Annotated in this window: 19 protein-coding genes and 1 pseudogene; 13 read left to right on the plus strand and 7 right to left on the minus strand. The window is 72.2% G+C overall.

Features of this window, described 5'->3' with window-relative positions:
* The first annotated feature begins 110 nt into the window (after positions 1 to 110).
* The 6 genes from HNR23_RS09920 (at position 111) to HNR23_RS27190 (ending at position 9254) form a co-directional block, all read left to right on the plus strand.
* A complete protein-coding gene (locus HNR23_RS09920; protein WP_184075224.1) occupies positions 111 to 980 on the plus strand; it encodes an FAD binding domain-containing protein in 870 nt (289 codons plus the stop codon).
* A complete protein-coding gene (locus HNR23_RS09925) occupies positions 971 to 1507 on the plus strand; it encodes a (2Fe-2S)-binding protein (protein ID WP_184075226.1) in 537 nt (178 codons plus the stop codon). Before HNR23_RS09920 ends, HNR23_RS09925 begins: the two co-directional genes overlap by 10 nt.
* The gene (locus HNR23_RS09930; protein ID WP_184075228.1) at positions 1504 to 2856 is read left to right on the plus strand and encodes an 8-oxoguanine deaminase; all 1353 of its coding nucleotides are present in this window, start codon (positions 1504 to 1506) and stop codon (positions 2854 to 2856) included. Before HNR23_RS09925 ends, HNR23_RS09930 begins: the two co-directional genes overlap by 4 nt.
* A complete protein-coding gene (pucD, locus tag HNR23_RS09935) occupies positions 2856 to 5255 on the plus strand; it encodes a xanthine dehydrogenase subunit D (protein WP_184075230.1) in 2400 nt (799 codons plus the stop codon). The genes HNR23_RS09930 and pucD overlap by 1 nt, the downstream gene beginning before the upstream one ends.
* A 333-nt stretch (positions 5256 to 5588) precedes the next feature.
* The gene (locus HNR23_RS09940; RefSeq protein ID WP_184075232.1) at positions 5589 to 7043 is read left to right on the plus strand and encodes an NCS2 family permease; all 1455 of its coding nucleotides are present in this window, start codon (positions 5589 to 5591) and stop codon (positions 7041 to 7043) included.
* A 249-nt stretch (positions 7044 to 7292) separates the two neighbouring features.
* Positions 7293 to 9254, plus strand: a complete 1962-nt coding sequence (locus HNR23_RS27190) for a serine/threonine-protein kinase (protein WP_281381836.1) — start codon at positions 7293 to 7295, stop codon at positions 9252 to 9254.
* Between the two features lie 13 nt (positions 9255 to 9267).
* Here HNR23_RS27190 and HNR23_RS09950 read toward each other — a convergent pair whose 3' ends face one another.
* Together HNR23_RS09950 and HNR23_RS09955 are read right to left on the minus strand one after the other, a co-directional pair.
* A complete protein-coding gene (locus tag HNR23_RS09950; protein WP_184075234.1) occupies positions 9268 to 9486 on the minus strand; it encodes a DUF3099 domain-containing protein in 219 nt (72 codons plus the stop codon).
* A 37-nt stretch (positions 9487 to 9523) separates the two neighbouring features.
* A complete protein-coding gene (locus HNR23_RS09955) occupies positions 9524 to 10432 on the minus strand; it encodes an oxygenase MpaB family protein (RefSeq protein ID WP_184075235.1) in 909 nt (302 codons plus the stop codon).
* A 221-nt stretch (positions 10433 to 10653) separates the two neighbouring features.
* Between HNR23_RS09955 and HNR23_RS09960 the strand changes: the two genes are divergently transcribed.
* Positions 10654 to 11529, plus strand: a complete 876-nt coding sequence (locus HNR23_RS09960; protein ID WP_184075237.1) for a universal stress protein — start codon at positions 10654 to 10656, stop codon at positions 11527 to 11529.
* A gap of 115 nt (positions 11530 to 11644) precedes the next feature.
* Here HNR23_RS09960 and HNR23_RS09965 read toward each other — a convergent pair whose 3' ends face one another.
* Together HNR23_RS09965 and HNR23_RS09970 are read right to left on the minus strand one after the other, a co-directional pair.
* Positions 11645 to 12367 (minus strand): CBS domain-containing protein, encoded by a 723-nt coding sequence (locus HNR23_RS09965; protein ID WP_184075239.1) that lies wholly within the window; start codon positions 12365 to 12367, stop codon positions 11645 to 11647.
* A gap of 40 nt (positions 12368 to 12407) precedes the next feature.
* Entirely contained in the window at positions 12408 to 12989 is a 582-nt protein-coding gene (locus HNR23_RS09970) for a hypothetical protein (RefSeq protein WP_246421680.1), read from the minus strand.
* Between the two features lie 242 nt (positions 12990 to 13231).
* Between HNR23_RS09970 and HNR23_RS09975 the strand changes: the two genes are divergently transcribed.
* The 3 genes from HNR23_RS09975 to HNR23_RS09985 all read left to right on the plus strand — a co-directional run bounded on the left by HNR23_RS09975 (position 13232) and on the right by HNR23_RS09985 (position 16360).
* Positions 13232 to 13642: an HPF/RaiA family ribosome-associated protein gene (locus HNR23_RS09975; RefSeq protein ID WP_184075241.1), complete on the plus strand. Its 411-nt coding sequence runs from the start codon at positions 13232 to 13234 to the stop codon at positions 13640 to 13642.
* Positions 13643 to 13833: 191 nt separating this feature from the next.
* Positions 13834 to 14628, plus strand: a complete 795-nt coding sequence (locus tag HNR23_RS09980) for a VOC family protein (protein ID WP_184075243.1) — start codon at positions 13834 to 13836, stop codon at positions 14626 to 14628.
* A 256-nt stretch (positions 14629 to 14884) separates the two neighbouring features.
* Positions 14885 to 16360 carry a catalase gene (locus tag HNR23_RS09985; protein ID WP_184075245.1) on the plus strand — a complete coding sequence of 492 codons (1476 nt, stop codon included), beginning with the start codon at positions 14885 to 14887 and terminating at the stop codon, positions 16358 to 16360.
* Between the two features lie 157 nt (positions 16361 to 16517).
* On the opposite strand, the gene HNR23_RS09990 is transcribed toward HNR23_RS09985, so the two are convergent.
* A complete protein-coding gene (locus HNR23_RS09990) occupies positions 16518 to 16952 on the minus strand; it encodes a hypothetical protein (protein WP_184075247.1) in 435 nt (144 codons plus the stop codon).
* A 183-nt stretch (positions 16953 to 17135) separates the two neighbouring features.
* On the opposite strand from HNR23_RS09990, the gene HNR23_RS09995 reads away from it, so the two are divergent.
* Entirely contained in the window at positions 17136 to 17402 is a 267-nt protein-coding gene (locus HNR23_RS09995) for a DUF427 domain-containing protein (RefSeq protein ID WP_184075249.1), read from the plus strand.
* A gap of 509 nt (positions 17403 to 17911) precedes the next feature.
* On the opposite strand, the pseudogene HNR23_RS27775 reads toward HNR23_RS09995, so the two are convergent.
* A pseudogene (locus tag HNR23_RS27775) lies at positions 17912 to 18016 on the minus strand (IS481 family transposase); the annotation flags it as partial.
* A gap of 116 nt (positions 18017 to 18132) precedes the next feature.
* On the minus strand, positions 18133 to 18444 hold the full coding sequence (mihF, locus tag HNR23_RS10005) for an integration host factor, actinobacterial type (protein WP_184075250.1): 312 nt from the start codon (positions 18442 to 18444) through the stop codon (positions 18133 to 18135).
* Positions 18445 to 18701: 257 nt separating this feature from the next.
* Between mihF and HNR23_RS10010 the strand changes: the two genes are divergently transcribed.
* Positions 18702 to 19427: a Crp/Fnr family transcriptional regulator gene (locus tag HNR23_RS10010; RefSeq protein WP_246421685.1), complete on the plus strand. Its 726-nt coding sequence runs from the start codon at positions 18702 to 18704 to the stop codon at positions 19425 to 19427.
* Positions 19428 to 19436: 9 nt separating this feature from the next.
* Complete coding sequence (locus HNR23_RS10015) at positions 19437 to 20294, plus strand: methyltransferase domain-containing protein (protein WP_184075252.1); 858 nt, start codon at positions 19437 to 19439, stop codon at positions 20292 to 20294.
* Positions 20295 to 20301: the final 7 nt, after the last annotated feature.

Consider the following 20301-nt stretch of genomic DNA (forward strand, 5'->3'; position numbering starts at 1 on the left):
GACCTAGCACCCACTCGGTGACGAGTGTTCTACTTCACATAGACGCCGACTGTCGGGTGTATCACCCCCCGGCAGAACATCCGCGACACGGCTGACGAACGAGGACGAGTATGGAATTCATGAGCCCTTCCACGTGGCAGGAAGCGCTCGCCGCCAAGGCCGAGCACCCCGACGCGGTGCCGATCATGGGCGGGACCGATGTCATGGTGGAGCTCAACTTCGACAAGCGCCGCCCGCCCGCGCTGCTCGACCTCACACGTGTGGCCGAGCTCGGCGAATGGGGGCCGGACGGCGCACACCTGCGCCTGGGGGCCGGGGTTCCCTACACCACCATCATCGAGCGCCTGGGCGGCCACGCCCCCGCACTGGCCCAGGCCTCCCGCACGGTCGCCTCGCCGCAGATCCGCAACCGGGGTACCGTCGGCGGCAACCTCGGCGGCGCCTCGCCCGCCGGCGACTCCCACCCGCCGCTGCTGGCCACCGGCGCCATCGTCGAGGTGGCCTCCGTGCGCGGCGTGCGGCACGTCCCGGCCCGGGAGTTCTACCTGGGTCTGCGCCGTACCGCCCTGCAGGACGACGAGCTCATCGCCGCCGTGCTGCTCCCGGAGCCCGCCGGCCCGCAGCACTTCAGCAAGATCGGCACCCGCAACGCGATGGTCATCGCCGTTGCCTCCTTCTCACTCGCGCTGGACGCCGCCGGGCGCCGGGTCGGCACCGGCATCGGCTCGGCCGCACCCACCCCCATCCGCGCGGTGGAGGCCGAGGAGTTCCTCGCCGCCGAGTTCGACTGGGAGAACGGGACCGTGCCAGGTGAGGCGACGGTGCGCCGCTTCGGGGAACTCGTCGCGTCGGCCGCCCGCCCCATCGACGACGTCCGCGGCAGCGCGGACTACCGCAAGCACGCCCTGTCTGTGATGGCCCGCCGCACGCTCGCCTGGTCGGTCACCGACTACCGGAAGGAGAGCAAGCGATGCGCGTGACATTCACCGTCAACGGCGAGAGGGTGACCGCCGACAACGTCTGGCCCGGCGAGAGCCTGCTGTACGTGCTGCGCGAGCGGCTCGGCCTGCCCGGCAGCAAGAACGCCTGCGAACAGGGCGAGTGCGGGTCCTGCACGGTCTACCTCGACGGCGTGACCGCCTGTTCCTGCATGGTCGCCGCAGGGCAGGCCGAGGGCCGCGACGTCGTCACCGTCGAGGGTCTGGCCGAGGGATCGGGCGAGGGCTCCGACAGGCGGCTCAGCGATGTCCAGGAGGCCTTCGTCGAGGCCGGTGCCGTGCAGTGCGGCTTCTGCACCCCGGGCCTGCTGGTGCAGAGCGACGACCTGATCAACCGCACCGTCGGCGCGGGCCGGGGCGTGCCCGAGGACGCCGAGATCCGCGAGGCGCTGGCCGGGAACCTCTGCCGGTGCACCGGCTACGAGAAGATCATCGAGGCGGTGCGGAACGCCGCGGAGGCGGCGAGTGCCAAGCGGGCCGCCGCCGGTAGCGCCGGGGGCGAGTCGTGAGCACCATCGTCATCGACGGCGCCTACATCGCCACCGTCGGCGGCGCCGAGTACGTCGACGGGCACATCGTCGCCTCCGACGGGCGCATCACCCAGGTCGGCTCCGGCGCCGCCCCGCACATCCCGGGCGCGCAGCGCATCGACGGGCGCGGGTGCATCGCCACGCCCGGCCTGGTCAACACGCACAACCACCTCTACCAGTGGGCGACCCAGGGCCTGTTCTCCGACGGCACCCTCTTCGAGTGGCTGGTCGGGTCCTATGAGATCTGGCACCGGCTGGACGCCGAAGTCGTCGCCCAGACCACCACGGCCGCGACCGGCTGGCTGGCGCTGTCGGGCTGCACCACCGCCTCCGACCACCACTACATCTTCCCCTCGGGCCGCGGCGACATCGCCGCCGCCGAGGTGGAGGCCGCCCGGCGGGTGGGCATCCGCCTGGACCTGGCCCGCGGCTCGATGGACCGCGGCCGGTCCGACGGAGGGCTGCCCCCGGACAGCGTCGTGGAGACCCTGGACGGCGCGCTGGCCGCCACCGAGGCCGCGATCGACGCCCACCACGACCCCTCCCCCGACGCCATGACCCGCGTCGCGGTCGCGCCGTGCTCGCCGTTCTCGGTCAGCCGAGAGCTGATGACCGGCGCCGCCGAGCTCGCCCGCGCCAAGGGCGTGCGGCTGCACACCCACCTCGCCGAGACCCGCGACGAGGAGGAGAAGTGCCTGGCCGAGTTCGGCTGCACGCCGGTGGAGTACGCCGAGAAGCTCGGCTGGCTCGGCCCGGACGTGTGGTTCGCCCACGCGGTGCACCTCTCCGACGAGGCCATCGCTCGGATCGCCGCCACCGGAACCGGGATCGCGCACTGCCCGACCTCCAATGCCCGCCTCGGCGCCGGCATCTGCCGCACCACCGAGCTGCTGGAGGCAGGAGCCCCCGTCGGACTCGGCGTGGACGGCCCCGCCTCCAGCGAACTGACCCCCCTGTCGGGGGAGATGCGCCAGGCGCTGCTGATGGCCCGCGCCCGCAAGGGCCCGCAGGCGCTCAGCGCCCGCGAGGCTCTGCGGATGGCCACCCTGGGCGGCGCCCGCTGCCTCGGCCGGGACGCCGAACTCGGCTCGCTGGAGCCCGGCAAGCTCGCCGACATCGCGCTGTGGCGGATCGACGGATTCGGCTACGACGTGATCGACGACCCCGTGGTCGCACTGACCTTCGGTCCCCCTCCCCCACTGGAGCGGCTGCTGGTCGGCGGCGAGACCGTCGCCGAGCGCGGTGAGCTCCGCACCGTCTCCTCCGGCGAGGCCGCCCGCCTCGGCCGCGCCGCCCACCGGACTCTGCTTCAGGAGGTGAGCCGCTGATGGCCGGCTCCGCGACGCGCACCACCCCCGCCGACCTGTCCAGCACCACCAAGGACGGGATCGGCGCCAGCCCGCGCCGCCCCGACGGAACACTCAAGGTGACCGGCGAGTTCGCCTACTCCTCCGACATGTGGATGGAGGACATGCTCTGGGGGATGACGCTGCGCAGCCCCCACCCCCACGCCCGGATCCGCGGCATCGACACCACCGAGGCGGTCAGGCTGCCCGGGGTGTACGCGGTGCTCACCCACGAGGACATCCCCGGCGAGAAGCGCTACGGCCTGGAGTACGAGGACCAGCCGGTCCTCGCCTTCGACAAGGTGCGCTACCAGGGCGAGGCGGTGGCGATCGTGGCCGCCGACCACCCCGAGACCGCGCGCCGCGCCCTGGAGCGCGTCAAGGTCGACTACGAGGTGCTGGAGCCGGTCGCCGACGCGCGCCGGGCCGTGTTCGACGAGGAGTGCCCGCGCGTCCACGAGGAGGGCACGCTGCCCGTCCACGAGGAGTACAACCAGCGCGGCAACCTCGTGCGCTACCAGCCCATCCGCACCGGCGCCTTCACCTCCGGCACACCCGTGGCGGAGCTGCGCGCCCAGGCCGACGCCGTGGTCACCACCGACTACGAGGTCGGCATGCAGGACCAGGCCTTCCTCGGCCCGGAGTCGGGTATGGCCGTGCCCGCCGAGGACGGCGGCGTCGACCTCTACATCGCCACCCAGTGGCTGCACGTGGACCAGCGGCAGATCGCCCCCTGCCTGGGGCTGCCCCAGGACAAGGTGCGGCTGACCCTGGCCGGAGTGGGCGGCGCGTTCGGTGCGCGCGAGGATCTGTCGATGCAGATCCACGCGTGCCTGCTGGCCCTGCGTACCGGCAGGCCGGTGAAGATCGTCTACAACCGCGAAGAGTCGTTCTTCGGGCACGTGCACCGGCACCCGGCGACGATGCGCTTCGAGCACGGCGCCACGAGCGACGGCACGCTGCTCTACGCCACGCTGGAGATCATCGTCGACGGCGGCGCGTACGCCTCGGCGACCCCGGCCGTGGTCGGGGTGGCGTCCTCGCTGGGCATCGGCCCCTACGAGGTGCCCAACGTGAAGGTGGACGCCTACGGCGTCTACACCACCAACCCGCCGTGCGGCGCGATGCGCGGCTTCGGCGCGGTGCAGGCCTGCTTCGGCTACGAGTCGCAGATGGACAAGCTCGCCGCCGAGCTCGGCATGCACCCGGTCGACCTGCGGATCAAGAACGCCATGTCGCAGGGGTCCCGGATCATCACCGGGCAGGAGATCGACATGCCGCTGCCGATGGCCGAGATGCTGCGGCGCGCCCGCGACCTGCCGATGCCGCCCGCTCGCGAGGAGCTGCCCGACCCGGCCGACCTGCGGACCCTGCCCGGCGGCGTGGCCAACACCAGCCACGGCGAGGGCGTGGTGCGCGGCGTGGGCTACGGCGTGGGCCTGAAGAACCTGTGCTTCTCCGAGGGCTTCGACGACTACTCCACGGCGCGGGTGCGCATGGAGGTCATCGGCGGGGAGCCGTCGGTCCTGGTGCACACCGCCGCGGCCGAGGTGGGCCAGGGGCTGGTCACCGTCAAGGGCCAGATCGCCCGCACCGAGCTGGGTGTGGAGCGGGTGACCATCCATCCCTCCGACACTCAGGTGGGCTCGGCCGGGTCGTCGTCGGCCTCGCGCCAGTCCTACATGACGGGCGGCGCGGTGAAGACGGCCTGCGAGGCGGTGCGCGAGCGCATCTTCGAGCTGGTGCGCGAGCGCGGCCTGGTGTCCGGCGGCCACCCCGGCGGCGGGCTGAGCCTGGTCGGCGGCAAGGTCGTCTCCGACACCGAGGGGGTGCTGGTGTCGCTGGCCGACCTGCTCGGCGACACCGTCGTCGAGGAGACCCGCGAGTACCACCACCGGCCCACCGAGATGCTCGACCCGACCCAGGGACAGGGCTCCTCGCACACCCAGTTCGGGATGTGCGTGCACCGGGCCGTGGTCGACGTCGACGTCGAGCTGGGCCTGGTCAAGGTCGTGGCGCTGGACGCGGTCCAGGACGTCGGCAAGATCCTGCACCCCCAGCAGCTGGCCGGGCAGATCCAGGGCGGGGCGACCCAGGGCCTGGGCCTGGCCCTGATGGAGGAGATCCAGGTCACCGGCAGTGAAATCCGCAACCCGTCGTTCACCGACTACTTGATCCCGACCATCCTCGACACCCCGCCGATGCGGATCGACGTGCTCGAACACCCCGACCCGCACTCGCCCTACGGCCTGCGCGGCGCCGGGGAGCCGCCGACACTGTCGTCGACCCCGGCCATCGTCTCGGCGGTCCGCGCCGCCACCGGCCGACCGCTCACCCATGCCCCGATCCGACCGGAGGACATCGTGGGAATCGAGCTGTAGCCGCACGGTCGGCGTAGGAGCCCCACAAGGCCTCGTCGCCCCTGACCCCGGGCCGACGAGTCGGACCTGCCCGCCCCGAGCCGCCGGCGCCCTCGGTGCCGGGGCGGGCAGCCGTCCCAGGGCTCGCGCCCGGTGACCCGCCGCGGCCGGGTGAGCCTGACCCTCACCCCCGCCGTCGACGCGTCCCGGCGCGAGCGATCCCACCGAACAGGCACCACTGCGCTTACAAAGACGCAACCAGTGATGACTTCGGAAAGTAATCGATTGAATACATAAAGCAAAAACCGACCGGGCACCGTGCCCGATCCCCCTGATTCCCTCCAGGAGGGGACCATGACCCAACTCGACACAGCGGGCCCGCAACCGCAACCTCAAGCCCCCGCGGAGGCCCGGCCGGCTCGATCCTGGCTCGACCGGTTCTTCTTCATCACCGAACGCGGCTCCGGCATCGGCCAGGAGGTCCGCGGCGGCCTCACCACGTTCATGGCGATGGCCTACATCATCGTCCTCAATCCGATCATCCTCGGCGGCGTCACCGACGTGAACGGGGACACCCTGTCCACCGCGCAGCTGACCACGATGACCTGCCTGTCCGCCGGAATCGTCACCATCCTCATGGGGGTGATCGGGCGCGCCCCGATCGCCTGCGCCGCCGCGCTGGGCGTCATGGCGGTGGTCGCCTACCAAGCCGCCCCGCAGATGACCTGGGCCGAAACCATGGGTCTGGTGGTCTGGCAGGGCATCGCCATCATCCTGATGGTGGTCACCGGAGTCCGCACGGCCGTGATGAACGCGCTCCCGCACCACCTCAAGCTGGCCATCGGCGTCGGCATCGGCATGTTCGTCGCGCTCATCGGCTTCACCAACGCCACCTTCGTGAGCGCCGGCGACGGCAAACTGCTGCAGCTCGGCGAGACCGGGCACCTGGCCGGCTGGCCGGTGGTGGTGTTCCTCATCGGCCTGGGAACCTCGGCGGTCCTGCTCGCCCGCCGCGTCCCCGGCGCGATCTTCTACGGCATCGTCACCGCGACGGTCGTCGCCGTCATCGTGCACTACGCCTTCCGGGTCCCGGCCGAGGACTGGGGGCTGCAGGCACCCGAACTTCCCGGCTCGGTCTTCTCCGCCCCCGACTTCGGCCTGCTGTTCCAGGTCGACATGTTCGGCGCCTGGACCACGGCCGGCGTGGCCAGCGCCGGGGTCATCCTGTTCACCCTCGTACTGGCCGGGTTCTTCGATGCCCTGGGCACCATCCTGGCCATCGGAAAGAAGGCCGACCTCACCGGCGAGGACGGCCACATGCCGCGGGTCAACCAGATCCTGGCCACCGACGGCGCCGGCGCGATCAGCGGCGGCCTGACCAGCTCCTCGGCCACCCTGGTGTTCGTCGAGTCCACCGCCGGCGTCAGTGAGGGCGCCCGCACCGGTCTGGCCAGCGTCGTCACCGGCGGGCTGTTCCTGCTGGCGCTGTTCTTCGCCCCGGTGTTCAGCATGGTCCCGGCACAGGCGGCCTCGGTCGCCATGGTCCTGGTCGGCGCCATGATGATGATGCACGTCGGGCAGATCGCCTGGGACGACATCACCGTCGCCGTTCCGGCGTTCCTGACGATCGCGGTCATGCCGTTCACCTACGACATCGCGCACGGCATCGGCGCCGGCATCATCTCCTACACCATCATCACGTCCGCCAGCGGGCGGTCCCGCGACGTGGGCTGGCTGATGTGGGTGCTCAGCGTCGTCTTCGGGATCCACTTCGGACTCGCGGGCATCGAGAAACTGCTGGGGCTGTAGCCGGTCCCGACCGTCCCAGCGGGCCGCACCCGCGCATTTGCTCCCATCACCCATTGACCGGGCCGTGCCCCCTTCCCCTCGGGGCACGGCCCGATGCGCTGCGTACAGGCCGGATCCCGATTCGATCAAGCAAGGCAACTGTGGCCTCCAGGACAAGGGGCCAGGGCGAACCGGCTGCGTCCAATGGGAGACAGGGAACGGGCACGGCGCGCGGCATCGCGCGCCGTGTGACGGGAGGGGACAGCCCATATGACGACGCCGTTGAAGAAAGGGGACCCGGCCGCCATCGGGCCCTACGAACTGACCGCGCGCATCGGCAAGGGTGGCCAGGGGACCGTGTACCTCGGTCGGGCGCCCGACGGCGGCGAGGTCGCGATCAAAGTGCTGACCAGCGAGTGGACGGGCGACGCGCGCCAGCGCTCCCGCTTCGCCCGCGAGCTGGAGTCCGCCCGGAAGGTCGCACCGTTCTGCACCGCCGCGGTGCTCGATGCCGACCTGGACGCCGCCGACCCCTACATCGTCAGCGAGTACGTGAAGGGGCCGAACCTGCGGGAGGCCGTCCTGGCCGAGGGTCCGCGCCGCGGCTCGGCCCTGGACCGGTTGGCGATCGCCACGGCCACCGCACTGGTCGCGATCCACCAGGCAGGCGTGGTGCACCGCGACTTCAAGCCCGCCAACGTGCTGCTGAGTGCCGAGGGGCCGCGCGTCATCGATTTCGGAATCGCCCGCAACACCGACAGCACCGTGACCCAGACCAACTCGGTGACCGGAACCCCCGCCTACATGGCGCCCGAGCAGATCCGCGGCGAGGAGATCGGCCCGCCCGCCGACATGTTCGCGTGGGCCGGCGTCATCGCGTTCGCCGCATCCGGAAACGGGCCGTTCGCCGCCGACAGCGTCCACACGGTCATCCACCGCATCCTGAGCGAGCCGCCGGACCTGGCGGCGGTCCCCGGCAATCTGCGCCCGCTGCTGGAGGCGTGCCTGGCCAAGGAGCCCGAGCAGCGCCCCACCGCCGCCAGGGTGCTGGGCCTTCTGGTGGGACATGACTTCGAGGCCGCCGCGCCCACCCCCGGGCCGGCCGCAGGCACCGGTGAGCGGACCGAACCGGTCGACCCGGTCACCGACGTCCTGCGCCGGGGCGCCACCGCGGCGATCGACGCGCAGACCCGCGTCGAGACGGTCGAGGTCCACTCCGCGGCCGAACGGCCCGAGCACACCGCCGCCCGGCAGGACGAGACCGAACGGGAACCGGCACAGCAGGAGCGCACTACCCCCGTCGACGGGCCGGAGACGGTCGAGCAGACGGCGACCGGCCCCGACGACACGCCGACCCGGACCGGCCAGGACGCCAAGCCGCGCAGCCACCGCCACATCCCCCGGCCGCTGCGGGGCGGACGCCGCGTCGCGCGCGACGGCCCTGCCGTGCTCCCCGGTCCCCCTGCGGTCGTCCCGGAGGGCACCGCGCCGCAGGGGCCCGGACCCCGCCACGGCAAGCCCCGGCGCCTCGGTCGGCGCGTGGTGGTCGTCCTGTCCCTGATGTGGCTCCTGGTCCTGGGCGGCGCGGCCGGCTGGGCGCTCACGAAGGACGGCGGCATCCCGTTCTTCCAGACGCCCATCGACCCGTCGGACTCGTCCGATCCCGGCGTTCAGGGTGGCGGCTCCGGTGGCGACGGTTCCGAGGACGGTGGAAACGGCGGCGGTGACAGGGGCGGGGGTGGCTCCGAGCCGCAGGGAGGTAGTGACGGCCACGTCGACCAGCCCGTGAACGGCGGTGGAGGCGGGGGCGATGGGGGCTCCGGCTACGGCGGTGGCGACAGCGGAAGCGACAGTGGCACCGGCGGCCAGCAGATCGAGGAGCGGGGTGGCTCCGAGAACGGCGGCGAAGGTGGGCCGGAAACCAGGGGCGGCGGTAACGGCGGGGGAGGCAACGGAGGCCATGGTGGCGGAAACGGAGGCGGAGAGAACGGGGGAGGCAACGGAGGCGGCAATGGTGGCAACGGGGGTAATGGGGGAGGCAACGGTGATAACGGCAACGGCGGAAACGGAGGAAACAGCGGGAACGGAGAAAACAACGGCAACGGCGGAAACGGAGGCACGAACGGCCCTGACAGTCGCAACCCCGGCGGTGGCTCACGCCCGGGGGACGACGATGGGGACCGGTCGGATCCCGGACTCCGCCCGCTGCAGGAGGATGGCGACGACGGGTGACGCCCGTCCCGCCTCAGTCCGCGTAGGGGCCGAAGGGGGTGTCCCGGTCCTCGGGGTCGGTGGGGTCGGGGGTGTTGGCGATGATCACCGCGACAGGCGGCAGCGCCATGGCGACCAGGCACATGGCGACGGCCGGAACCACGCCGAAAGCGTTGTAGACGGGCAGCGACCCGGCGAACAGCGTCAGGCAGGCCCCCATGAGCCACGAGTAGCGGCGCACACGCCGTTTCATCACTCCAGCCTAATCATCCGGGCGCCCCGAGGCGGGATCACGGCCGGAGCGCCACCGCCCCGGGGCGGTCGGGCCTGCGGACGCCGATGAGGCCGCCGCGCACGTCGTACCCGGCCGCTGCCAGGCGTTCCCGCGCCGCGCGGGCGCTGCGCACCGTCCGCTCGTCGAAGAGGCGGTGGTAGGCGGGGTCGGGCACCGCGTGCAGTGTTCGGCGCAGCGCGGCCAGCCCGGCCGTGGTCGCGGCCTGGCCGCCGGGGAGTTCGGGTAGCACGCGGTACGTGCGGCGCGCCCATTCGGGCAGGCTGTGGTAGGCCATCGCGCCGATGGGAAACCACAGCGGTTTGAGCGGCGCCAGCGCCCGCAGCCGCTCGGGAACCTTCGGCCACAGCAGGAAGCGCACCGCCCGGACGGCCTCCGGGGTGGCCCGCAGTCGGTGGCGGACGTCGGCCAGGTAGCGGCGCATGCCGACCAGGGAGGCGGGGACCTCCTCCGGGGCCAACCCGACGTAGGCGGCGGCACGCGCCTGCTCGGCGATGTACCGGTCGGCCTCGGCCGCGGTGAGGCGCTGTCCGGCGCGGCTGACGACCTCCAGGTAGGAGACGACCTCGGCGCAGTGCACCCACACCAGCAGGTCGTGCTCGTCGACCCGGTGGCGGCGGCCGGTGCGCGGGTCGGTGAAGGACAGCCGGGCGTGCACCCGGCGGATCCGCGCACCCAGCTCCTCGGCCTCCTCCGGGCTGCCGTAGGTGGTGACGGCGACGAAGTGGGTGGTGCGCAGCAGCCGCCCGGTGGGGTCGTCGCGGAAGTCGGAGCGCTGCCACACCCCCTGCATGGCCACCGGGTGCAGCGCCTGCAGCATCAGGGCGCGCACCCCGGCCACCCACATGGCGCGGTCGAGGTGGATACGCCAGGTGATGCTCTGGGGATCGGCGACCGTCGGGGGCATGGGTCCTGCGACCCTCCTCTCCCGCGGCCCGCCGGTGGTGCCGGTGGCCCGTCCGACGACCGCGTCCGGGGACGCCTGTCAGTCTAATGACGGCTTGGTCGGCGCACATCCGGGCCGACCGGGGCCCAAGGCCCCGCCCGTCCGGGCGGTTCGGCCGGAGAGCGGGGAGGAGGGTGCGGGGAGTCTGCAAAGGGAAGGTGTCTGAACAGGGAGGTCGAACCATGGCGTCATCGATACTTGTCGGAGTCGACGGCTCGGAGGAGAGCCTCATCGCTCTGGACTGGGCCGCCGAAGAGGCCGCCCTGCGCGGCAGCGGACTGCGCCTCCTCTACTCGGCGTGGGTGCCGGCGCTCGAACCGATCTTCCTTCCCGGCTCGGGTCCGTGGGACGACCACGCCCAGCGGGTCCTCCAGGCGGCCGAGGAGCGCGTGCGGCTGACCGATCCGGGCGTGCACGTCGAATCGAGCATCGGCTACCACGAGCCGGCCGCGGCCACACTGATCCACGCATCCCACGAGGCCAGCCTCATCGTGGTCGGCCTGCGGGGACGCGGGGGCTTCCCGGGGATGAAGATCGGCTCGGTGGCCTACGAGGTGGCCGCGCACGCCACCGTTCCGGTGGTGGTCGTCGGTCCGGAGCCACTGGCCGTCACCACCGTGCCGAAGATCGTAGTCGGGGTCGACGATTCCGACCACGGTCGGGCCGCACTGCGCGCGGCCTTCGTCGAGGCGCGACTGCGCTCGGCGCGCGTCGAGGCGATCCACTCCGTACGGGTTCCGCCGGCCATCATGTCGGTGGCCATGCTCGGCGGCTACGACCTCGAATCCATGCGCGGCGAGCGGGAGCGCCTCACGCACGACGCGCTGAAGCCCTACCGCAACGAGTTCCCGGACGTGGAGGTGGAGACCAGGGTGGAGTGGGACGACGCCACCCACGCCCTCAGCCGGGCCTCGGCAGGGGCGCACCTCGTGGTCGTAGGGGCGCGCGGCCGACACGGCTTCCCGTTCCTCGCCCTGGGCTCCGTCGCCCACGGCATCCTGCACCACGCGGCGTCCCCGGTCATGATCGTGCACATCGCCACCACCGAGGACGACTAGCGGGAAGGGCGCACACCACGCACGAGGGGAGGTCCCGGCCGAATGGCCGGGACCTCCCCTCCACTTTCGTCTCTTCTTCCGTCCCTTGGCCGCGCGTCCCACGGTGCGCCCCCGGTCAGGGCAGGTAGGGCGTCCGCGGCCGGACCAGGTCGTCGACGTTCCAGGTGAGCCGGTCGTGCACGCCGACGATCCCGTCGACGCTCTGCACCAACTGGAGCAGAACCGGGACGTGGCTGTGCTGCTCCAGACGCCCCTCCAGGGTGACCATGCCGTCCTGGACGGTGAAGCTGATGCTCCCCGGTTCCAGCCAGCGCGGTGCCCGCCCGAGTGCGGTGCCGACGTCGCGCGCGATGTCGGCGTCCTTGCGCACGAAGACCCGCAGCAGGTCGCGTCTGCTGACGATCCCGACCAGGTGGCCGTGCTCGTCCACGACCGGAAGCTGCTTGACGTCGTACCGGTCCATCACCCGGGCCGCCTGGACGACGGAGGCGTCGGGATGCGCCGTCACCACGTTGCGGCTCATCAGCCGGTCGGCCTTCTCCGCCAGGGCCTTGTCCCTGGCGGAGGCGCCTCCGACTCCGCCGAGCGCGTGGCGCAGCCAGGCGCGCATGGGCTCCCGGTAACCGGAGTCCAGATGTCCCTCGTCTCCCTCGGGCTGGAACTCGGCCTTGTGTACCAGGTCGGATTCGGAGACGACGCCGACCACCCGGCCCCTGTCGACGACCGGCAGCGCGGCGACGTTCTTGGTGATGATGCAGTTGGCGATGTCCTTGAACGCGGTGTCCGGGCCGATGGTCACCACGTCGGTGGTCATGACGTCGCGAACGGTGGCGGTCATGTGCTTACCTCTCATCTCGCGGTCTGTGGTGGCCGGGCCGTCAGCGCAGCCACGGGTAGCGTCGGACCACTCCGAGCCTGCTCCAGGCCCGACCCAGTCCGAGGGTGTCCCCCGCGTTCGCCACGGCCAGGAGGGCCAGGACGAGCGCGAAGACGATGTGGTAGCTGATGACGGGGTTATCGGTGGGCGGCAGCATGGACGACCACATCAGCAGGAGCATGACGGCTCCGCTGACCGCGGCGATCCGCATCCCGATCCCCAGCATGAGGGCCAGGCCGATCCCCAGCAGCCCGGCCATGAACAGGGCGTCGGCCCACGGTGCTCCGGCGATCGACCGGTAGAAGTCCGCGAACGGGCCGTGGACGGCATTGGTGAGGAACCCCTCGGTCGGACTGCCGCCGCCGAGCCACGCGGCGTCGCGCGGTGTCGCGAAGCCCAGGCCGAAGGTCTTGTCCAGGAACGCCCACAGGAAGATCCACCCCATGGCCAGTCGGAGGACCGCCAGGGTGACGGGTGCCGCCGCCACGCCCGCGGGCGGAGAGTTCACGGCACGGGCCCACTCCTCCCGCCGCTTCGCGACGGACGCCGCGCGCCGCTTTCCCATTCCCTCGATACCGGTCATCGCCGATCCCCCTTCGGGCGTCGGAAGCTCGTCCCTTCCAGGCAACACCGTCGACCTGTGCGGGATAAGTGCCGGACGGCGCCGCCGCGGCGGGCCGAATGTCCCGGCTGCACGGCCCCCTCGGCCCGGCCCAACGGCACCCGGGGGACGGGCTGAACGGCGGTGGTCAGGGCCACGGTGCCGGGGCCACTCTGGGCACGTCACCACATCCTCCACCGCGGTTCGACGGGAAGGCGGCGGCCATGGACCTCACCAGGATCGACCTCAGGAACGCCGAGGCGACCACACACGTGGGCGTGATCCGGACCGGCGGCGTCGATGACGCCGCCCTCGCCCACATTCGCGACAGGTTCGAGGGCGTGTCGCTCTACTCCGCCGTTCCCCTGTACCGGGTGTCGGTGACCGTCGGCTGCAGGAAGGTGCCCGTGTTCGGCCGCGTCGTGCGTGTCGAGGTGCACACCGACCGCGGCGCCGACACCGTGAGCGCCGAGGCGGAGGGGGATTCGGTCTTCACGGCCGTGGACAAGGCGCGTGACCGCCTCTGCATGGAACTGGCCGGGCACGACGTGGCCGAAGCGGTTCTGCGGCCGGCCGGTACGTGGGCGAGGATGAAGGCGATGCTGCGCGCCGGGGTGCGGCAGGCCGCGTCGTAGCCGTGTTCCGCGGTCCGGATCCGCGCTGGCGGCCACCGGCACGACGCCCGCCGCGCCGGGCGTTCGGCACGGTCAAGGAAGACTTTGCCACGACGGGAGGGCGGGATATCGGTGATCGGCGTCACACTCGTAGGGTGAGCGGCCGCCGCGACCGGTCGTAGGACGTCACCTGGCACACGGGGGAGGCCACCGTGATCACCACCGACTTCATTCCCGGTTCGCCCTGCTGGATCGAGATGTTCACGCCCGATATCCGGGCCACCACCGCCTTCTACCGGAGCGTGCTCGGCTGGGGGTCCGAGCCCGCCGAGTCCGCCGGGGCCGACACCTACGAGCTGTTCCACCTCGACGGCCGCACCCTCGGCGGCGTCACCGCCTCCACCGACCGGGGGTCGGGTTCCGCCTGGACGATCTACTTCACCAGCCCCGATGTCCATGCCACCGCCCGCGCGGTGGAGCACGGCGGCGGCACGGTGAGCATGGCGCCGATGGACGTCTTGGATCTCGGTCGCGCGGCGGAGTTCACCGACCCGCAGGGCGGGCGGTTCGGCGCGTGGACCGCCGCCTCCTTCACCGGGTTCGAGGCGGCGGACCGACCGGGGACCCTGTGCTGGACCGAGCTGTGGACGGACGATGTCACGGCGGCCAAGAAGTTCTACGCGGGCGTGTTCGGCTGGGGGTTCCAGGACATGGTCATGCCCGGCGACGAGGAGTTCACCTATACGCTGCTCACCCCACCGGGGGCAGGTGAGGACCGCATGCACGGCGGCCTGTGCCAGGCCGAGGTTCCCGGGCCCGAGGGGTCCGCGGCCAACTGGCACCCGGTGTTCGCCGTCACCGACTGCGACGACACCACCGCCAGGGTGGCGGCCGAGGGCGGGCAGGTACTGATGGGCCCGGAGGACGCCGAGGGGGTCGGTCGGCTCTCGGTGGGCAAGGACCTCTTCGGGGCGGATTTCGTGCTACTGACACCCGCCCCGGAGTGAGTCCGCAGGACGTTTCGGGCGCTGTCGCCCTTCTTGAAGCGTTCCTCAGCGGCGGTTTGGCCCGGCTTGGCATTACCCCCGCCCTGAGCGGGGACGATCCAGCGCGAGTGTACGACGACGAAGAAGAATACGTCGGGGCTGTCCCGTCGATACCGGTACCGCGGCCCTCGTGGCGGATGGCCGGGGCGACAGGCCCGGGCACCGCCGCGGGGATCACCGAATCGGCAGGACGGCCTGACGAGGGAGGTCCGAACCGATGGCCGCCTACGGTCTGCCCGAACAAGGAAACCCCACGACCACCACCGGCGCGGGCGCCCCCGCACCCAGTGACGAGCAGTCGCTGAGTGTCGGGCGCGACGGGCCGCTGCTCATGCACGACGCCTACCTCATCGAGAAGATGGCGCAGTTCAACCGGGAGCGCGTCCCCGAACGCGTCGTGCACGCCAAGGGCACCGGGGCCTACGGTGTCTTCCACGTGACCGACGACGTCTCGGAGTACACCTGCGCCGACCTGTTCCAGCCGGGGCGCGAGACGCCCATGCTCGCACGCTTCTCCAGCGTCGCCGGAGAGCTGGGCAGCCCCGACACGTGGCGCGACCCGCGCGGTTTCGCCCTGAAGTTCTACACCCATGAGGGCAACTACGACCTCGTGGGCAATAACACGCCCGTCTTCTTCATGCGCGACCCGCAGAAGTTCCAGGACTTCATCCGGTCGCAGAAGCGCGACCCGCGCACCGGGCTGCGGGACCACACCATGCAGTGGGACTACTGGTCGCTGTCGCCGGAGTCCGCGCACCAGGTCACCTGGCTGATGGGCGACCGCGGGATCCCGCGGTCCTACCGCCACATGAACGGCTACGGCTCGCACACCTACATGTGGGTCAACGCCGAGGGGCGCCGGGTGTGGATCAAGTACCACATCCACACCGACCAGGGGATCGACTTCCTCACCCAGGACGAGGCCGACCGCCTGGCCGGGAAGGACGCCGACTTCCACCGACGCGACCTGTACGCCGCCATCGACCGCGGCGACCACCCGTCGTGGACGCTGAAGGTCCAGGTCATGCCGGTCGAGGACGCGGCCGGCTACCGGTTCAACCCCTTCGACCTCACCAAGGTGTGGCCGCACGGGGACTACCCGCTGATCGAGGTCGGCCGGATGACGCTGAACGAGGTGCCCGAGGACTTCTTCATCCACGTCGAGCAGGCGGCGTTCGAGCCCTCCAACCTCGTGCGCGGGGTGGGGCCGTCACCGGACAAGATGCTGTTGTCGCGCCTGTTCTCCTACCCCGACACCCACCGCTACCGGATCGGCGTCAACTACAACGAGCTGCCGCCGAACCAGCCCAGGGTGCCGGTGCGCTCGTATGCCAAGGACGGCCGGATGCGCTTCACCAAGCCGGACACCGGGGCGGTCTACCACCCCAACTCCTTCGGCGGGCCGGATGCCGCCGTGCAGGAGGGCACCGAGCACGCCTGGTGGACGGTGGAGACGGGAGACCTGGTCCGCGCGCCCTACACGCAGCACCGCGAGGACGACGACTTCGTCCAGCCCCGGGCGCTGATCCGCGACGTCATGGACGACGCGGCCCGCGACCGCCTGGTGTCCAACGTGGCCGGACACATGTCCAAGGTCACCCACGACGGGGTGCTAAGCCGGTCGCTGGAGTACTGGCGCCGGATCGACCGGGAGATCGGCGACCGCATCACCGAGGCGGTGGGCGGAAAGTAGGGCGACTCGCGCCTCAGGGCGTCCTGAGGGGCCACGGCCCCTCAGGACCACGCGGGGAAGCGGGGATGGCGCGGCCCGGTCGTTCCGTGGCGGGGTTGCGGCCGACATCCTCTCCTTCAAGCCCGTGCCGCCGGCAGCGCGCGGCGCGGGCCGGGCGCTAGGCGTCGCCCCGGCTCAGGGCGTAGAGCGTCGCGGCGGCGACAAGCCCGTAGACGGCATGACCCATCAGGCTCATCACCGCGGCCTCGTCGATCATGAAAACGGGCATGCCCATCATGGTCGGCATCAGGACGAGCGCGCCCAGAACCCACCAGACCAGTCCGTAGCCGAGGCCGGCCCCCAGCACCGGCAGGATGCGGTGGGCGAAGGCGCCGGCGAGAATCCCGAACACCAGCCCGATGGCGGCCGAGATCACCAGGTGGACGGCTCCCCCCACCACGGCGCTCTCACTGCCGACGAGCATGGCGACCATCGGAAGCATCCCCGTCATCGCCATGAGCATGCCGAAGACGACACCGCCGGCCAGTCCGGCCACGACGCCGCGCCCGGCGTAGGTCACCGCGTGGGAACGGGTATGGGCGATCGTGGACATGGCATCTACCTCCCTGAGACGGCCGCGCCGCGATCTGCGGGCGGCGGGTGCGGCTCTGACCGCAGCGCCCATTGCATCCCGGAGCCCCCGCCGCAGGGCCGGTCCCTGTCGCTTCGCTGACACTTTTCCCTCCGGTGGAGCGGGAACGAGGCCTACTGGTGGGGCAGAAGGGAGGGGGTGGCGATGATCCGCGCCGTGTGGAACGGTGTCGTACTGGCCGAGGCCGAGCGCACCGTCAGCGTCGAGGGCAACCACTACTTCCCGCCCGAGTCGCTGCGGCGGGAGAACCTCACCGAGTCCGCTGGCTGCTCAGCGGGCGGGAGGTCAAGGTGCTGCTGCCGGCGCCGACGCCGGGCCGCCCCACGCGCTCGCTGCGGTGGGCGGCCACCTACGGGGTCGCCTACGCGGTCGCGTCGCTGTCGTGCACCGTCGGCCCGTTCCTCGCGGTGACGGCGAGCGCCCTGCGCTCCACCACCCCGCTGGGCGCGGTGGGCGTGTTCCTCGCCTACGCCGCCGGGATGGGCCTGGTCATCGGCGTGCTCACGGTGACGGTGGCGCTGGCCCGCGAGGGGGTGACCGCGCGGCTGCGCCGCGCCCTGCCGCACCTGACCCGCGGCGGCGGCGCGCTGCTCATCCTGGCCGGGGCCTACGTCGCCTACTACGGCGCCTTCGAGCTGCGGGTGTTCGCGGGCGGGTCGGCCCAGGACCCGGTGATCGGCGCCGCCACCGCGATCCAGTCGGAGCTGGCCCGCCTGCTGGGCGACATCGGCCCCGCCTGGTTCGCCGTCGCCCTGGCCGTGCTGGTGGCACTGGGTACGGCCCGCGCCCTGTGGCGGGCCCGCAACCACCGGGCCGCCGCACCCCGTTCCTCGGCCGCGGAGCCCTCCGAGCCCTCAGAACGGGGATGACGCGGCTGCGGGGAACCGATACCGGACCGCCGAATGGCGCGGCCGCCCGCTGTCCCCGGCCTGGGACAGCGGCCAGCCGTCCTCGACGATGCAGCGGGCCAGGGCGAGGCGGCCTGCGGGTGCGAGTTTGGCGTTGGCGTGGGTAGTGTGGGCCACGGAGGGCCTCCTGACCTACTTCAGGTGTTGATCTTGACAATCCACACCTATGTCGGAGGCCCTCTCGTGCTGTCAAATCGCTGCCGGGCTGTACCTAACCTCTGTGGTCAGTACAGCTAGCCGACTCTCGCGACCAGCTCACGGCGCTGGCGGTCGCCGAGCTCGCCGATGCGGCGGTCGGCGCCGATGCCGACCTCCGCCATCAGGGCGACGACGCGTGCCGTGCCGATGCCGGGTACGGCGTGCAGGACCAGCGAGACCTTGGTGCGGGCGACCACCGGGTCCCTCTCGGCCCGGGCGAAGACATTCGAGAGTCTGCTTCTGCCGCTGCGAACGGAGTCCAGCAGCGCCGTTCGGGACCGCCGGGCCGTCGCGGCGTTCTCCTGAGCGGCCATTCGCTGAACAGGGGTCATCGACAGCAGGGGCATCGGGACCGTCCTCTCTCCGGGGGGCTAGGGGCTAGGGGAAGACCACGCGCGGTTACTGATCGTTATCGCCCGCAACCGTCAGTGCGAAACGATCGAACGCGCTGCTCACACCGCAGGCGGTGTCCGGAAACCGACGTCCCGGACCTCCCCTCGCCGGGCCGCCGTGTCGAGTAGGTTCGAACCGAGATCGTCGCCCCGCGCCACGCACCGCCGCGCGCGCAGGGGTTGCGTCGGCGAGAGGGAGTGCGAACGACAGCATGGACCGGGGACACGGCTCGGCGATGGACCGTGCACTGCGGCTGCTGGGCGGACAGAGCGACCAGCGGTTACAGCAGGCCGCATGGGTGGCCCGCTGCGTGGGCCGCGGGGCGTCGGCGCCGCTCACCTCCGAGGACGTCTCCGCGCTCGCCGCGACCCTGACCCGCCGCACCGTGCCGCGCGGCGCGGTGGCCTACGGCGGGCGCGAGGACCGGCCCGGCGTGTGGATCGTCCGGTCGGGCCGCCTGGAGCTGACCTCGGGGGCGGGGCCCGGCCGCGTGGTCGTGCAGATCCTGCGCGGCGGCGACGTCGACGGCGACATCCAGCTGCTGCTGGACATGCCGCTGCCCTATACCGCGCGCGCTCTGGACGATGTCGAGATGCTGCACCTGCGCCGGGAGGACTTCGAGCGGCTGCTGGCCACGCGCCCGCCGATCGCGCGGCGCTGGCTGTCCAGCGTGGCGGAGCGGCTCAACACCAGCCACATGCGCATTCTCGGGCTGCTCGGCCGGAGCCTGACGCAGCAGACGGCGCAGCTGCTGCTCGACGAGGCGGGCGAGGGGGACGTGGCCCTGCCGCAGCGGACGCTCGCCGCGATGCTCGGCGTGCGGCGCCCGTCGCTCAACAAGGTCCTCAAGGAGCTGGAGAAGGACGGCCTGATCCAGGTGCGCTACTCGGCCATCGACATCCTCGACCGCACGGCACTGGCCCGGCGGGCGGAGTAGGGGCGCCGGGTGGACGAGCGGGAGTGGCGCCGGTTCCTGGCCGAGTTCCACCACACGCGGCCCGCCATCACCGAGCGGCTGCTGCACCACGCCGACTCCGACCCCTACGCCTGGGTTGCCGACCCGCTGCGGCCGGTGCGGGGCGTCGTCCTGGACCTCGCGTGCGGGTCGGCGCCCACGCGCACCCACCTGCCGGGCGCGCGCTGGGTCGGGCTGGACGCCTCGGCCCGCGAGCTGGGGTTCGCCGCATCGCGCGGCCGCGGCCCCCTGGTCCGGGGCGAAGCGGCCGCGCTCCCCTTCGCCCGCCGTTCGGTGGCGGGGGTGTGCGCGGCGATGTGCCTGCAGGTGGTCACCCCGCTGGACGCCGTGCTGGCGGAGGTGCGCCGGGTGCTGCGCCGGGGCGGGCTGGTGGCGACGCTCACCCCGGCCCGGCTCGGGTCCTCTCCGGTGAAGCTGTGGGGGTGGCTGCGTGTCCTGCGGTCGGTGGGGGTGCTCCGGTTGCCGTGGCCCAACCCGCAGGCCTGCGACCGTGCTGCCGACGTGCTGCGCGCCCACGGGTTCGCCGTCGTCTCCGACGAGCGGCGCGTCTTCCGGCTGGACCTGTCCACCGCAGCGGCGGCTTCACTCCTGCTGGACAGCCTCCACCTGCCGGGGCTCGGCGCCGACCGGCTCGCCGAGGCGGAGGCCGCTCTCTCCGGCTGGGCGCGCCCCGGCCGCTCGCTTCCGCTGCCGCTGCGCCGGGTGGTCGCCCGCCTGCCCGAGCGCCTGGACGCCGCCGGTTCCGAGGATGAAGAGGAGGCCGAGGCGGACGAGGACGCGGCGGACCGGGCGGTACGGGGCGCCGAAGAGGAGCGGCCGGCCGCCTGACCGCCCG

The organism is Nocardiopsis mwathae (assembly GCF_014201195.1).
Classification (GTDB): Bacteria; Actinomycetota; Actinomycetes; order Streptosporangiales; family Streptosporangiaceae; genus Nocardiopsis_C; species Nocardiopsis_C mwathae.